Raw genomic sequence first — 14,593 nt, forward strand, 5'->3', positions numbered from 1 at the left:
CGACGTAAGCAGGCACGGCAGACCCTAAGAGATACATCCATGATCCGGCGCACTTTCCTTTGTTCAACCGAAGGAACGGGCGCCGGAACCGTTTCCCGGCCGCACCGTTCCGCCAACCTTTCAGACCTATGAAACCTGTGAACGACGCCTTGGAACGGCTCGAACGGATCGCCCCGATGATCGGGAATACCCCTCTGCTCGCCATCCGGTACTCCTATCGGCACGGACCGGTACGCACCCTTTATGCCAAAGCCGAATATTACAACTACACAGGCAGCATAAAAGACCGCATGGCCTTCCATATCCTGCGGGAAGCCTACCGCTGCGGACAACTGCGCGGCGGCGAACCGATCGCCGAAGCCACCAGCGGCAATACCGGCATCTCTTTCGCCGCCCTGGGGCGGCTGCTCGGCCATCCGGTCACGATCTGCATGCCTGACTGGATGAGCGAAGAGCGCGTACGGCTCCTGCGGAGCTTCGGGGCGCGGATCGAGCCGGTCAGCCGGGCCGAAGGCGGATTTCCGGGCAGCATCGCCCGGTGCGAAGCGATGGCCCGGGAAAACCGGGAGGTATTCCTGCCCGACCAGTTCGGCAATCCGCTCAACAGCGAAGCTCATTACCGGACTACCGGCCCCGAAATCGCGCGGCAAATGGGCGACCGGGGGCTGCGCCCGGACGCTTTCGTCGCGGGCGTGGGAACCGGAGGAACGGTGATGGGGGTCGGAAGTTACCTGAAGACTCTGAACCGGACGATCGGGGTGCATCCGTTGGAACCGGCCTCGTCGCCGGTTCTTTCGACCGGGCACAAAACGGGAGCGCACCGCATACAGGGCATTTCGGACGACTTTATTCCCCCTATCGTGAATCTGGGCGCGGCGGACGGGATTGTCGCCGTGGAGGACGGCGACGCGATACGGATGGCGCAGATGCTGGCCCGGGAACTGGGGCTGGGCGTCGGCATCTCGTCGGGCGCCAATTTCCTCGGAACCGTCCGGGTACAGGAGACTTTCGGCTACGCCTGCCCCGTAACGGTGTTCCCGGACGATAACAAAAAATACCTGACGACAGACTACGGCGGCGAAGAACCGGTACGGGAAAATTACCTGACCCCGGACATCGAACTGCTGGAGGTGGAGGCGACGGCCCGGCATCCTTCGTTTTAAAGCCGGTTAAAAAGGTAACTTTTACCTAAAAGCGGAAATAATTTCCCCGTCCGGCCCTGCGGTGCCGGGCGGGTTTAATGTACTGGATATATCGGGGAGCTATATACGACCTTACACAAGCCCCGTTTCGGCCCGGCGCCGAACGGCATGAGACGGTGCAAACCCGGGTAAAAGACCCGGAGGGTTCGGCGCGAACCGAAAAAACGATGCGGTGTAAAATAGGATATAATTACCTGTCGGTGTATATTATCGGATACGTTTTTACGCTCCTTTCGGCTGTGGGTCCCCAGAAGCGGACTCCGTCGGAGCTTTTGCGAGGGTTTGCATCGCCTCAGGGGAGTCACTTTCCGTTTTTTGGCAACGTTGTATCGTATTATGCTTTGTTTGTGCCTATCCAGGTCCATTTATGCCAGAGATATTCCAGAGGTCCCTGTTTGTGATGCGAGAGCCACCACCGGCTGAACCCGACCTGCAACAGGAATGTGCAAAAACCGATCAGCAGGCTCGCCGTATATCCGCAATAAGGAGCCAGATACAAGCCGAACGGGAAATAGATGAACGCCCCGATGACAGACTGTGAGATATAGTTCGTAAGGCTCATTTTGCCGTAACTGCGCAGGGGGCCGACTGTCGCGCTGAATTTCCGGCTGCGGTACAGGAGCACGAAAGAAGAGACCAACACCAGCGTAAAAGCCAGTTTCTGCCACATGTCGAAAACCGTTCCCACCGTTTGTTGTACGATGGCGCCGTTATCCATGACCAGCTCTTTCAGCGCGAACAAAGGAGCGAAAGCGACGGCCGCAACGATCAGCGTTTTCATCCAAAAACGGTAATGGGTTTCGTCCGGAACGAAAAGCCGCTTCCGGCCGATATAGAATCCCAGCAGGAAAAGACCCGCCGTCTGGAAGCACCGCCCGGCATTGACGGCCCAGAAAAGGCTCGCCTTTTGTCCCAACCCGATATTGCACAGGATAAATTCCCGGAAATTCCCTCCTTGGGTATATTCCGCCACCTCCGCATACATTTCTCCCACTTTGAGATCGGGCAAGGTATGGGCGGGATTCACCGTATTGGCGATATAATGATACCACTCGACAGGTTGCAACAGAAAAACGACAGCAGCTATCAGAAGGGCTTTGTCGCTCCAGTTCCGGGTCAGGAACAGCACCAGCCCGACCGCTACGAACAGCAGCAAAACGTCTCCGGCGGGGAAAAAGGCGGCATTCAGCGTGGCGAAACCGGCCAGCAGCACCAGGCGCCACAAAAAGCGATAACCGAAATCCTTGCCCAGCTTTTTTTGATTGCTGGTCTGTATGTAAAACGTGAAGCCGAACAACAGGGCAAAAATAGCGTAGGCTTTGCCGGCGAAGAGAGCGAAGACGACGCCGAAAGTGCCCTGGTCGAGGATGTGCAACCAGCCCGGCGGATCGGTCGGATAGACGGGAAAAATGAAGTGTTCCAGGTTGTGGACCAGAATGATGGCCATGACGGCGAAGCCCCGCAGGGCGTCCACGACCTCTATACGGGAGGTATTCAGGGCAGCTCGTTCCATGAGTTATCGGTTTAACAGTGATTTGACACGTTTGTTCATCGGTTTCTCGAAATAACGGTAAGACAGCAGACTCAGCCCTATGACGACGCAGAACAGAAGCGGGACGGCGATATACCATGCTATATGGCCCCCGGTTTCTTTTTGCCATTCGGCATAGGACAGCAGTATGAAAAGGTGGATCAGGTAAAAGCTGTAACTGATTTCTCCCCCTGCTACCAGCAGGCGGTTGGACAAGATACGGGAAAGCATGCCCTTCTGTAACGAGAAGCTGATCAGTACGGCCGCGACCGGCAGCCAGTAGAAACAGGAGTACCGATATACTTTCGGTATTTCGGCAGCGCCGAAGTAAAAGGCCAGGAACAATGCGACGGAGCCGATTTCCAGCAGGCTTCCCTGCAAACGGCCGATATTCCTGTCTTTCAGCCGTTCATACAGACGGAACAACAGCATGCCGACGAGGAAATCGGGCAAACGGGTAACGGGATTGACATACCAGTATCCTTTGATATCGTTTTCCGGCGTGAAATACATACCGGCGACAATCAACGCCGCCGCGAGGCCGGAAACGCCCAGCAGCCGTCTCCAATCCCTGGCCAGCGGAACGAGGAAGGGGAAACAGATATAGAAAAGCTGTTCGCAGCACAGGCTCCACGAGGGACTGTTGAAAGAGAAGAAATAACCGGCTTCGGGGATGTAGGCGTTCGTCAGCGTCAGGGAGGTCAGAAAATGCCCGAACCAGTCCAGAACGCCCGACGCGACGACGTAGCCGCCCGATATCGCGGCGAGAAACAGCGTCAGCCAATGCAGGGGGTAGATCCGCGCTATGCGGGCCACCCAGAACGTGCGTTTGGTTATCTTCTTATCCTGGAGTCTCTTTTGATAGTTATAGGCTATGATGAAACCGCTCAATACGAAAAAGAAACTGACGCCGACGAACCCTTCTTTGAAAAAATGGGCGTCGAAGAAGCCGTCGATCACGTAACAATGCGCTCCGAATACCATTGTGGCGAATATGAAACGCAAGGATGTCAGCGTGTCGATCATAGTTCGTTTTTACGATATACAAATTTAAAAATTTTGACATACTGGGTATGCCGAACATGTTCGACGGTAATTTTCCTCTATCGGCTGCGCGACGCTGCCTGAATCGAGCATGGCAATTCCGGGCGAAAACTCCGGAGGGTCCGACACGAGCCGAAAAAACGCCGGTGAAAATTGTTGGTGTATTTATAATCGGGTAACGGCAATATCCCTTTTAAGTTTGGACTTTCATAGGGTTGCCGGCTTTCGGTGTCCCGGCGCACGTCCTCCTGCATGTCCTGCCGGATCGTTCGCGACCGGGACAGCCTTCCGGAAAACCGGAACAAGCCTAAGAGGGGATACTTCCGAATATGCATTGGAAGGATCCCTTTTTATGTCGTTGCAAAAAGGACGTGCTCTTCAGGCTACCCCGAAGAGCGCCGGTTCATCTGCTAACGCGGATATTTATTCTTAGCCGTACGGTTATCCGGCTGCCCGCGGATATGGTTTTCCACACTCGGAGCCAGCGAGGGCAAGACCGAAAGTTCTCCGTCGGGGGTGGCTCCGGGCTGACCGCCGATGCAAAGTCTTGAATTAAAATCGGACTGAATTATCCTTTTTCGTGTCGTTGCGAGAAATATGTGCTCTTCGAGGTATTCCGAAGCATGTCGGCCCGCAGCGGCCCCGGCGCGGAGACCCACGTGAGCCGGGACGGAATCACTCTTTCCCCGCAGGCCGCGGCCCGCAACACGAACATGTAGATACAAAAGGGGATAATCCCGAAATCGTATATACTTATCCAATCGAATACACAGACCGGTCTGAATAAGATAATCCCTCGGCTCAGAACCCGCCGTGCTCTTTTTTCATCTCATACTCCCGCACCTTCCCTTCCGTATCGCCCGCATAATGCCATTCGATCCGGTCGGTCAGCACGTTGCCCGCGCCGTCTTTCGCCGTAGCCGTCACGACATTCTTCCCCCGCCTGAGGCGCACGCTGTCCGCCACGAAATGCACCGCCGTCGTCCCCGGCCTCAACGCCAGCCGCTTCCCGTTCAGCCGTACCGCCGGTTCGCCGGTATTGCAGTAAACCGTTACCGACGTTATCCCCCGTTCCCGCTCGACCAGCCGCCGCTGCGTCAGGTACAGCACAGGTTCCTTGCTCCAGTTCGCCTTGTACCAGTAAAAGACATCTTTCTTCAATTTCCGGTCGAACGTCACCAGCCCTTTCATATTCCGTGCCGGCACGCCGCCCCGGTCCCACATCGGCACCGCGAAATCGAACATGTTCCATAGGTAAGACGCCACGATATACGGCGACCGCGAGATAATGCCCCAGTGCGCCTCGTGCGTCTTGGTGGCATAGGTTTCGGGATAGAACTGCGACTGGAAATCGATCGTCTCGCCGATCAGCTCCGTCTGGTGCGCCGTGTTCGCCTCCGCCCCGTACTCCGACAGCATCAGGACTGTCTCCGGATACTTTTTCGAGAGGCCGTCCGCCCACCCCTGCATATCGCCGATACGGCCCTCGTACCAGCCGAAATAACGATTCATCCCCTGCACATCCGCATTCAGGTTCACCGGATGCTCCATATGGCCGTACCCGTTCACCGCCACCGTATAACGATCCGGGTCGAGCCGTTTGGCCAGCCGGTGAAGCTCCGCCGTCAGCGCCGCCGTATAGTTGTGCGGCTTGTAGACCTCGTTGTGCAGGCCCCAGATATAGATCGACGGGTGGTTGAAACTTTGCAGGATGAGTTCCGCGAGCTGCGATTTCGCATTCCCCGCCTCGAAGGTGGTCACCTGATTCACGAACGGGATTTCGGCCCAGACCAGCAACCCCAGCGAATCGCACCGGGAATAGAAATAGTCCGACTGCTGGTAGTGTGCCAGCCGGACGGTCGTGGCCCCCACCTCCATAATCAATGCCAAGTCCTCGTCATGCTCCCGGTTCGTCAGGGCGCTGCCCAGCCCCCAGCGGTCCTGATGGCGGCAAACGCCGTACATCGGATATTTCCTGCCGTTCAGGTAACAGCCGTCTCCCGCCCGCAGCTCCACATGCCTCAGCCCCAGTGGATTGACGATGCTGTCCACCGTCCGCCCATTCCGCTGCACCAGCGTTTCGACGCGATATAAGTACGGGTCCTCCCGGCCCTGCCACAGGTGCGGATTCGTCAGCCGGAAATCCGAAGCGTATTCCCGCTCTCCCTGCGGCGACAGACGCAGGGGTTTCGTTTCGGACGCCACCGTATGGCCCTCCCTGTCGTAAATGGTATTGACCAGCGTCAAATCCGCCGGCTGCAAAGTCGCATTGTCGAGCAGAACCCGTACACGGACGTCGGCCGCCGTGCCGCTCACATTCCGCTGCGTAATATAGACCCCATGGGAAGCATGGTCGGTCGTCGCTATCGATACACTATCCGTCGCCACGAGCCACACCGGACGGTAAATACCCCCGTACACCCCGAACAGGCTGTGATTGACCGGAACGACATCCTTCCGGGCGGCATTGTCGGCCTTTACGACCACCGTATTCGCCTCGGAACGGTCTTTATGGAGCAACGAGGTAATGTCGAACGCAAAAGCGGAATAACCGCCCTCGTGCCGACCGGCAAACTGTCCGTTCACCGATACTTCGGCCACCTGGCCCACCCCCTCGAACCGCAGGAAGACGCGCTTGCCCTCGCGCATCGCTTCGGGCAGCGTGAAACTTTTGGTATAAATGCCCTCGCCGGCATAGAAATCCCCGGCGCGTACCTGCATGTCTTCGGCATTCCACGTATGAGGAACCGTCACATTTCGCTCCGTGCTGTCTATGGCCCGGCGGAACCGCCACCCGTCGTTGAACGGGGTCGCGATGCGCTGGGCGGAGGCGGCGACGGACAAAGCCGCTCCGAACAGCAATGCGTACAAAAAAGTCTGTTTTTTCATATGGTAACTATATACGACTTTATCCGAAATCAGGTAACGATCTTCCCAACCGGCCCTGCGGTTTTCGGCAAAGTCGTACCGGCATGCCTATCGGTATTCGATCAGCTCCAGCACGCCGTCCGCACCGAGCCGCCCGTATACCGGTCTTTCGATCCATTCGCCGAGAATCGCCACGCTGCTTCGGTCGCTGAGGCGGTGCAGGACGGGGGTATGGGTGTGCCCGCAGACCAGATAGGCGGTTTCGGGATGTTCGGCGATATAGACCCGCGCGAAACGCACGATCGGTTCTTCCTCGCCGCGGAAACGGTGGGACACGCCCTCTTTGCGCCCGTGGCGGTTGTGCGAAGACCACCAGTGCCCGAAACGCATCATCACGTTCGGATGCAGGACGGCGGAAAACAGGCGCCGCAGGAAACGGCTGTGGAAAACCCGCCGCAGCAACGCGTATTTCCAGTCTCCGGTTTTTCCCAGCCCGTCGCCGTGGGCGATGAAAACGGTCCGACCGTACAGGTCGAACGTCGCCGGGGCGGTATGCACGGTCATGCCGATCTCTTTTTCGAAATAATCGCCCACCCACAGGTCGTGGTTGCCGACGAAAAAGTGTACCGGAATCCCGCTGTCGCAGAACTCAGCCAGTTTGCCCAACGTCCGCACGAAACCTTTGGGAGCCACCCGTTCGTACTCGAACCAGAAGTCGAAAATATCCCCCGCGAGAAACAACCCTTCGCAGTCGGCCCGGATACTGTCGAGCCAGGCCACGAACCGCCTCTCCCGCCCGCGGGGATCGGCCCCGTTGTAGGCGAGTCCCAAATGTACGTCCGATGCGAAATAATAGGCCATAGCAGTACCGGAATCGGGTCGTTATACGGAAATGGGGGCTTTGATTCCCGGCCACGGGTCGTAACCTTCGAGCGTGAAATCTTCGTATTCGAAACCGAATATATCTTTCACCTCCGGATTGATCCGCATGGTCGGCAGCGGGCGAGGGGTTCGGGATAGCTGGGTTTCCACCTGTTCCAGGTGGTTCAGGTAGATATGGGTATCGCCCAGCGTGTGGATGAATTCGCCCGGCTCCAGCCCGGTCGTCTGCGCCAGCATCATCGTGAGCAGGGCGTAGGAGGCGATGTTGAACGGCACGCCGAGGAACAGGTCGGCCGAACGCTGGTAGAGCTGGCAGCTCAGCCGGCCGCCAGCCACGTAGAACTGGAACAGGGCGTGGCACGGCGGCAGGGCCATGTTCGGAATGTCGGCCACGTTCCATGCGCTGACGATATGACGGCGGCTGTCGGGGTTGTTCCGCAAAGAATCGACGAGTTGCCGGATCTGGTCGATATGTCCCCCGTCGGGAGTCGGCCAGCTGCGCCACTGGTAACCGTACACGTGTCCCAGGTTGCCCGTTGCCGGGTCGGCCCATTCGTCCCAGATCGTCACTCCGTTGTCGTTCAGGTACTTGATATTGGTATCGCCCCTCAGGAACCAGAGCAGCTCATAGATGATCGATCGCAGGTGCAGTTTCTTGGTCGTGAGACAGGGGAACCCTTCGCTCAGGTCGAACCGCATCTGATAGCCGAAAACGCTGACCGTTCCGGTTCCCGTCCGGTCGTTCTTACGGATGCCGTTGTCGCGGACATGCCGCAGCAAATCCAAATATTGTCGCATAATCGTATCGTTCTTTTTTACATAGAGGCCGCCGCGAAACCATTCGGGTTTTCCCTGTCGTGCGGTTGTCCGTCGATCGCTTCGCACAGCGGACAGCGTGCGGTCGTGCCGTCGAGCCTTTCACCTTAATTTATTGGAAAAACTCGTCGCCGCCGCCTTCGCCCGTAGCCCCCGTCACCGCAGCCGGAATCGCCTGCTGCGGATCGCAGTCGTACTTCACCACCCCGATCGGCTCCATGAACTTATCGCTCATGCTGATCCCCAACGACTTGTCGGCATACACCTTCGTCATGAAAATGCCGAAGATCGGCAGGGCCACCCGCGAACCGTCCGCCCCGCTTTGCAAGTGCGTGGCGGGATCTTCGCCGCCGACCCACGTACCGGCCACCACCTGAGGCGTCACCCCCATGAACCACGCGTCGGCATTGTTGTTCGTCGTCCCCGTCTTGCCGCCGATGTCGCCGCTCAGGTTGAACTGGTAACGGAGCCGCCCGGCCGTTCCCGCCGTCACCACCCGTTTGAGCATATCCAGCATGGTGTAGGCCGTCTGCTCGCCGATCGCATCGTAGGTTTGCGGCGAGAACGAAGCCAGCACGTTGCCCTGTTTGTCTTCTATACGCGTTACGAAAAACGGCTCGGTATGCACCCCCCGATTCGCGAAAGTGCTGAACGCCCCGGCCATCTCGAATACCGACACCTGCGGCGTGCCGAGGCAGAGGGCGTACACCGGGTCGATATAGCTGCCGATGCCGATCTTGTGGATCATGTCGGCCACGGCCTGCGGCTGGGACTGTTTCATGATCCAGGCCGAATAATTGTTACGGCTGTTGGCCAGGCCCCAATAGAGCGGGTGCAGTTCGCCCTCCTGGGGCACATTCCCCGCCTCTTTGGGCGACCACGGCCCCTGGGCCGTCTCGATGGTCACCGGCGAGTTGGGCACCAGCGTACAGGGATTGTAACCCAGCATGTCGAACGCGAACGTATAGATGAAAGGTTTGATCGTGGAACCGACCTGCCGTTTCGCCTGCCGCACCATGTCGTACTTGAAGTGGCGGAAATCGGTACCGCCCACATAGGCCGTCACGTAACCCGTCGAGGGGTCCATCGACATGAAACCCGCCCGGAGAAACGACTTCATGTGCAGGATCGAGTCGCGCGGCGAGAGCACCGTATCCCGCTCGCCGGCATACGTGAAGACGGTCATGGGCACCGGTTTTTCGAACTCGGCCAGGATACGCGCTTCGCCAACTCCGGCCCGTTTCATCGCGATTCCGCGGTCGCTTTGCAGGATCGCCCGGCGTACGATTTTCTCCTGTTCGGCCTTGTCGATCCGGTAAAAGATGGTTTTGGTGTTTTTACGCTGCCGGTCGAACTGGGGCTGCACGGTCTTGGTCATATGTTCCCGGACGGCCTCTTCGGCATACTGTTGCATCCGGGAGTTGATGGTGGTATAGATTTTCAGCCCGTCCTTATAGAGGTTATAGGGCGTGCCGTCGGCTTTGGTGTTTTTGTTGCACCAGCCGTAGAGCGGATCGCCCTGCCAACGCTTCATCTCCTGTTCGTAGTCCCAGTCGGTGGCGAACTGCCGGCGCTGCGGCTCCTCCGCGGTCATATACTGGCGCAGCATTTCACGGAAATAGGTGGCCGTCCCTTCGTTGTGCGACACGGGGTGGTAGTCGAGTTCGATCGGTTTGGCCGTCAGTTCTTTCACCTCGGCTTTGGAGAGAAAACCGGCGCTGCCCATACGCTCGATCACGGTGTTGCGTCGCCGCAGGGCGCGTTCGGGGTTCCGCCGCGGGCTGTAGCGGGTCGGGGCGTTCACCACGCCTACCAGCATGGCAGCCTCTTCGGGTGCCAGCTCGGCGGGGGTTTTGTTGAAAAAGGTGGCGGCGGCAGACTTGATGCCGTAAGCGTTGGAACCGTACTCGACAGTATTGAGGTACATCGCCACGATCTCTTCTTTGGTATAGTTGTGTTCGAGCATCACGGCGGTGATCCACTCCTTGAGTTTGGCGATCACGAGTTTGCCGGCCTTGACGATACCGGAGCTGTTGGTGGTGTCGCGCGGATAGAGGTTTTTGGCGAGCTGCTGGCTGATGGTGGAGCCGCCGCCCTGGCCGCGGTCGCCGAGCAGGACGGTCTTGATGCCGACGCGGGCGAGCCCCTGGAAGTCGATGCCGGAATGGCTGTAAAAACGGGCGTCTTCGGTGGCGACCAGCGCGGCCACGAGGTTGGGCGACAGATCGCCGTAATCGACGTACGATCGGTTTTCGATAAAGAAGTTGCCGATATTCTTTCCGTCGGCGGAGATCACTTCGGTGGCGAGGTTGCTGCGGGGATTTTCGAGTTCTTCGAAAGTGGGCAGCTTGCCGAACGCGCCGAAACCGATCAACAGCAACAGGCTGCCGAGAACGACGGGAGGGACGGCAAGGACGCACCAGAAAACGATGGTGATCCGCCGGTGATGGGCCGGGTCCCGAAAGTAGTTCCGTATTTTTGCGAAGGTCTTGCTGGCCATGCGTTTACGTTTTTTACTCCTGCAAAGGTACGACTTTTTAATCGTCCGTTTGTCCTGTATCCTTTTCTTTGGGATAGAGGCAACCGTATCTTGGAAAAGTTATCCGAAAGACTTTTCGAGCAGCCTGCCGGGGAACACAGTCTGCCGAACGCCTTAAGTTTGGCGCAACGGTCGGGACCGGAGCCGGCGGAGACGCAAATGAGCGTCGCGCATATTAACTGTGCCGCGCGTGTTTTCCTCTTCGCCGTTCGGTAGTGCAAGTATGACTTGCACTGCCCTTGCTGACAGCGTCGGTTGCGGCCCTCCGTCCGGGGTGGCTCCGGTCCGGCCGCTGACGCGGAGACCGGAGTTAAAAAGCCGCCGTTCTCTCCAGCCCAAAGAAAAGGATACAGGACAAACGGACGATTACAGTTCGGCAGTATGCGAACGTACCAGCGGGAGATAACGGCGCGACGGCGACGGCAGCGGCTCCCCCTCGAACCCATATTCCCTCCAGCGGGCATCCACCCGCTCGATCGCCTCCCGCGACATCGTCACCACATTCGGCCAGCCGCGTTCCACCGCCGAAGGTTTGAACCGCGCATCCAGCCTCAACACTCCCTCCGCCGTTATCGATACATCCCGCACCGGATCCGTGTTCCCCGCCGCCAGCCAAAGCAAATCGTCGAACGGAAGTCCCGCCTCCCGGACGAAATCGTCCCAGACCGCCTCCACCGGCATCATTTCCCGGTAAGGCCGCTCGCCTCCTTCCTCTGCCGTTTTGCGCGTCAGGTCGAGACACAGCTTACCTCCGAAGCCTGTCTGCGGCGCCGAATGATCCAGCACATCCAGCACACCCCGCGAAAACAGCGCATCCCGTGCCGGATCGAACCGGTGCAAACGTTCCCGAACTACCGCCGCATACCCGCTGCCAGATACCCCGCACGCATCCTCCGCCGACAGCACGATCAGAAACTTGTTGAAACTCATCTGCCCCGCGCCCCACAACGCATTGGCCACCTTCAGCGCCTGCCCCGCGTAGCTCTTTTCGATCACGCACACTGCGATGTTGTGCGCCACTCCCGCCGGCGGCATCCACAGATCGACCACCTCCGGAGCGACCGCCAGACGGATCGGCGCGAGAAAGATACGCTCCGTCGCCAGCTGGATATACGCATCCTCCATCGGAGGAATGCCCACCAGCGTCGCCGGCCACACCGCATCGCGCCGGTGGGTGATGCAAGTCACGTGGAACCTCGGATAGAGGTCTTTCAAAGAGTAAAAACCCGTATGGTCGCCGAAATCGCCCTCCACCGCTTTCGGTTCCGCCGGATCGACATACCCCTCGATCACGAAATCGCAATCGCCCGGCACCCGCAGGTCGCAGGTCAGACACTTCACCAGCTCCACCGGCCGGCGCCGCAGGAAACCGGCCAGCATATACTCGTCGATGCCGTCCGGCAGCGGCGCCGTCGCGCAATAAGTATAGACCGGATCGCCGCCCAGACAAACCGCCACCGGCATCCGCTCGCCCCGTTTCTCATACTGCCGGTAATGCCGTTCTCCCGTCTTGTGCCGGTGCCAGTGCATGCCCGTCGTCCGGGAGTCGAAAACCTGCATCCGGTACATCCCCACGTTCCGTACCCCCGTTTCGGGATCGACCGTGTGCACCAGCGGCAGGGTCACGAACCGTCCCCCGTCGTGCGGCCAGCATTTCAGCACCGGGAGTTCCGACAAATCGGCCTCATCGCCTTTGCGGACCACCTGCTGGCACTCTCCCCGCCGCGAGACGCTGCGCGGCATCCAGGCCGACACCTCTTTCAGGAGCGGCAACATCTTCAGTTTGTCCATCCATCCCGCTTTGGGGCGCATGGCGTCCGCCAGCAGGGCCTCGATCCGTTCGCCGACCTCCGAGAGCCGCTCCACGCCGAGCGCCATGCAGATACGCCGCTCGGACCCCATCATATTGGTCAGCACCGGGAATCCCGTCCCCGTGTTTTCGAACAGCAACGCTTTGCCGCCGCCGGGCTGCTTGGCCTGCCGGTCGGTCAGCTCCGCGATCTCCAGCACCGGATCGACCGGCACGGAAATCCGTACGAGTTCGCCCGCCTTTTCCAGCGCAGCGACATATTCGGCTAAATTTCTATACATTCCGGATACATTAATGGCTCAAAATTAATAATTTTGCAAAATGCACTTCCTCAAAAGAGCAAGAATATGGCCAAACCGATCTACCTGTACAACACGCTGACCCGCCGAAAAGAGACATTCGAACCGCTGCACGCCCCCGCCGTGGGGATGTATGTCTGCGGCCCGACGGTTTACGGCGACCCCCATCTGGGACACGTACGGCCGGCGGTAACGTTCGACCTGCTCTTCCGACTGCTGCGGTACGAAGGGTACAAGGTGCGCTACGTGCGGAACATCACCGACGTGGGACACCTCGAAAACGACGCGGACAGCGGCGAGGACAAAATCGCCAAAAAAGCGCGGCTGGAACAGCTGGAACCGATGGAAATCGCCCAGCACTACACCAACCGTTACCACGAGTTCATGGACCGCCTGGGAGTGCTGCGGCCGTCGATCGAGCCGCACGCTTCGGGACATATCATCGAGCAGATCGAAATGACCAAGGCTATTCTGGATGCAGGCTACGCCTACGTGAGCAACGGTTCGGTCTATTTCGACGTGCGGAAATACGTCGCCGACGGGCATAATTACGGCATCCTGTCGGGCCGCAATCTGGACGAGATGCAGTCGGGCGGCCGCTCGGACGACTACGAGGGCGAGAAACGGTTCCCGGCGGACTTTGCGCTGTGGAAGAAGGCCTCGCCGGAGCACATCATGCGCTGGCCGTCGCCCTGGAGCGACGGTTTCCCCGGCTGGCATCTGGAGTGTTCGGCCATGAGCGCGAAGTACCTCGGCGAAACGTTCGACATACACGGCGGGGGAATGGACCTGATGTTCCCGCACCACGAATGCGAGATCGCGCAGTCCACGGCCGCGCAGGGACATGCCTCGGCGCGGTACTGGGTGCACAACAACATGGTGACGATCGGAGGCCAGAAGATGGGCAAGTCGCTCGGCAACTTCATCACGCTGGAACAGTTTTTCACGGGCGGCCACCCGTTGCTGACGCAGCCTTACGCGCCGATGGTGATCCGATTCTTTATCCTGCAGGCGCATTACCGTTCGACGCTCGATTTCAGCGACGAGGCGCTGCTTGCGGCGGAAAAGGGGCTGGAGAGGCTCACGCGGGCGTGGAATCTGCTGCTGTCGGGCCGGCTCAAGGCGGCGCCCTCGTCCACGATCCCTTCGCCGGCGACGCTGCTGGACGAATGCGAGGAGGCTCTGTGCGACGACCTGAACAGCCCGGTGGCGATCGCGAAGCTGTTCGACTGGGTGCGCCACGTGAACGCGTTGAACGACGGTACGCTGTCGGCGACGGCCGAGGAGATCGATACGCTGAAAACGGCTTTCGATACGGTGCTGGGGACGCTGCTGGGCCTCTCGGCGGCGCCGGACGCGGCGGTCGTCCCGGCCGCTTCGGAGAACGAAAGGCTGGGCGGGGTGATCGACATGGTGCTGGAGGTCCGCCAACAGGCGAAAGCGGCCAGGGACTGGGCGACGTCGGACTTGATCCGGGACCGGCTGGCAGCGCTGGGCATCAGAGTCAAAGACCGCAAGGACGGCGCGGACTGGGAGCTGGAATAATCGGCTTTAACCGACAACAGCCCGATTTATTATCAACGGGACCGATCGTTTCCGCAT

General features: G+C 59.1%; 9 protein-coding genes. 2 read left to right on the forward strand and 7 right to left on the reverse strand.

Annotated features, from left to right (window positions below):
- Window positions 1-128 precede the first annotated feature (128 nt).
- Window positions 129-1,163: a PLP-dependent cysteine synthase family protein gene (locus RIKMI_RS0106455; protein ID WP_027290935.1), complete on the forward strand. Its 1,035-nt coding sequence runs from the start codon at window positions 129-131 to the stop codon at window positions 1,161-1,163.
- Window positions 1,164-1,536: 373 nt separating this feature from the next.
- Here the strand turns inward: RIKMI_RS0106455 and RIKMI_RS0106460 are convergent, their stop codons facing one another.
- From RIKMI_RS0106460 to RIKMI_RS0106495, 7 genes are all read right to left on the reverse strand, one after another.
- On the reverse strand, window positions 1,537-2,715 hold the full coding sequence (locus tag RIKMI_RS0106460) for a DUF418 domain-containing protein (protein WP_027290936.1): 1,179 nt from the start codon (window positions 2,713-2,715) through the stop codon (window positions 1,537-1,539).
- 3 nt (window positions 2,716-2,718) lie between these two features.
- The gene (locus RIKMI_RS0106465; RefSeq protein ID WP_027290937.1) at window positions 2,719-3,759 is read right to left on the reverse strand and encodes an acyltransferase family protein; all 1,041 of its coding nucleotides are present in this window, start codon (window positions 3,757-3,759) and stop codon (window positions 2,719-2,721) included.
- Window positions 3,760-4,578: 819 nt separating this feature from the next.
- A complete protein-coding gene (locus RIKMI_RS0106475; protein ID WP_027290938.1) occupies window positions 4,579-6,666 on the reverse strand; it encodes a glycoside hydrolase family 2 protein in 2,088 nt (695 codons plus the stop codon).
- An 87-nt stretch (window positions 6,667-6,753) separates the two neighbouring features.
- On the reverse strand, window positions 6,754-7,506 hold the full coding sequence (locus RIKMI_RS0106480) for a UDP-2,3-diacylglucosamine diphosphatase (RefSeq protein WP_027290939.1): 753 nt from the start codon (window positions 7,504-7,506) through the stop codon (window positions 6,754-6,756).
- 21 nt (window positions 7,507-7,527) lie between these two features.
- Window positions 7,528-8,325, reverse strand: a complete 798-nt coding sequence (locus RIKMI_RS0106485; protein ID WP_027290940.1) for a thymidylate synthase — start codon at window positions 8,323-8,325, stop codon at window positions 7,528-7,530.
- A gap of 130 nt (window positions 8,326-8,455) precedes the next feature.
- Window positions 8,456-10,843 (reverse strand): penicillin-binding protein 1A, encoded by a 2,388-nt coding sequence (locus tag RIKMI_RS13270; protein ID WP_084135206.1) that lies wholly within the window; start codon window positions 10,841-10,843, stop codon window positions 8,456-8,458.
- A 405-nt stretch (window positions 10,844-11,248) separates the two neighbouring features.
- Entirely contained in the window at window positions 11,249-12,973 is a 1,725-nt protein-coding gene (locus RIKMI_RS0106495; protein ID WP_027290941.1) for a menaquinone biosynthesis decarboxylase, read from the reverse strand.
- Between the two features lie 66 nt (window positions 12,974-13,039).
- Between RIKMI_RS0106495 and cysS the strand changes: the two genes are divergently transcribed.
- Window positions 13,040-14,536: a cysteine--tRNA ligase gene (cysS, locus tag RIKMI_RS0106500; protein ID WP_027290942.1), complete on the forward strand. Its 1,497-nt coding sequence runs from the start codon at window positions 13,040-13,042 to the stop codon at window positions 14,534-14,536.
- Window positions 14,537-14,593 lie beyond the last annotated feature (57 nt).

The organism is Rikenella microfusus DSM 15922 (genome assembly GCF_000427365.1).
Lineage (GTDB): Bacteria > Bacteroidota > Bacteroidia > Bacteroidales > Rikenellaceae > Rikenella > Rikenella microfusus.

Coding starts and splice junctions, on each gene's coding strand:
- RIKMI_RS0106455 (WP_027290935.1), top strand. CDS start 129: ATGAAACCTGTGAACGACGCCTTGGAACGGCTCGAACGGATCGCCCCG.
- RIKMI_RS0106460 (WP_027290936.1), bottom strand. CDS start 2,715: ATGGAACGAGCTGCCCTGAATACCTCCCGTATAGAGGTCGTGGACGCC.
- RIKMI_RS0106465 (WP_027290937.1), bottom strand. CDS start 3,759: ATGATCGACACGCTGACATCCTTGCGTTTCATATTCGCCACAATGGTA.
- RIKMI_RS0106475 (WP_027290938.1), bottom strand. CDS start 6,666: ATGAAAAAACAGACTTTTTTGTACGCATTGCTGTTCGGAGCGGCTTTG.
- RIKMI_RS0106480 (WP_027290939.1), bottom strand. CDS start 7,506: ATGGCCTATTATTTCGCATCGGACGTACATTTGGGACTCGCCTACAAC.
- RIKMI_RS0106485 (WP_027290940.1), bottom strand. CDS start 8,325: ATGCGACAATATTTGGATTTGCTGCGGCATGTCCGCGACAACGGCATC.
- RIKMI_RS13270 (WP_084135206.1), bottom strand. CDS start 10,843: ATGGCCAGCAAGACCTTCGCAAAAATACGGAACTACTTTCGGGACCCG.
- RIKMI_RS0106495 (WP_027290941.1), bottom strand. CDS start 12,973: ATGTATAGAAATTTAGCCGAATATGTCGCTGCGCTGGAAAAGGCGGGC.
- cysS (WP_027290942.1), top strand. CDS start 13,040: ATGGCCAAACCGATCTACCTGTACAACACGCTGACCCGCCGAAAAGAG.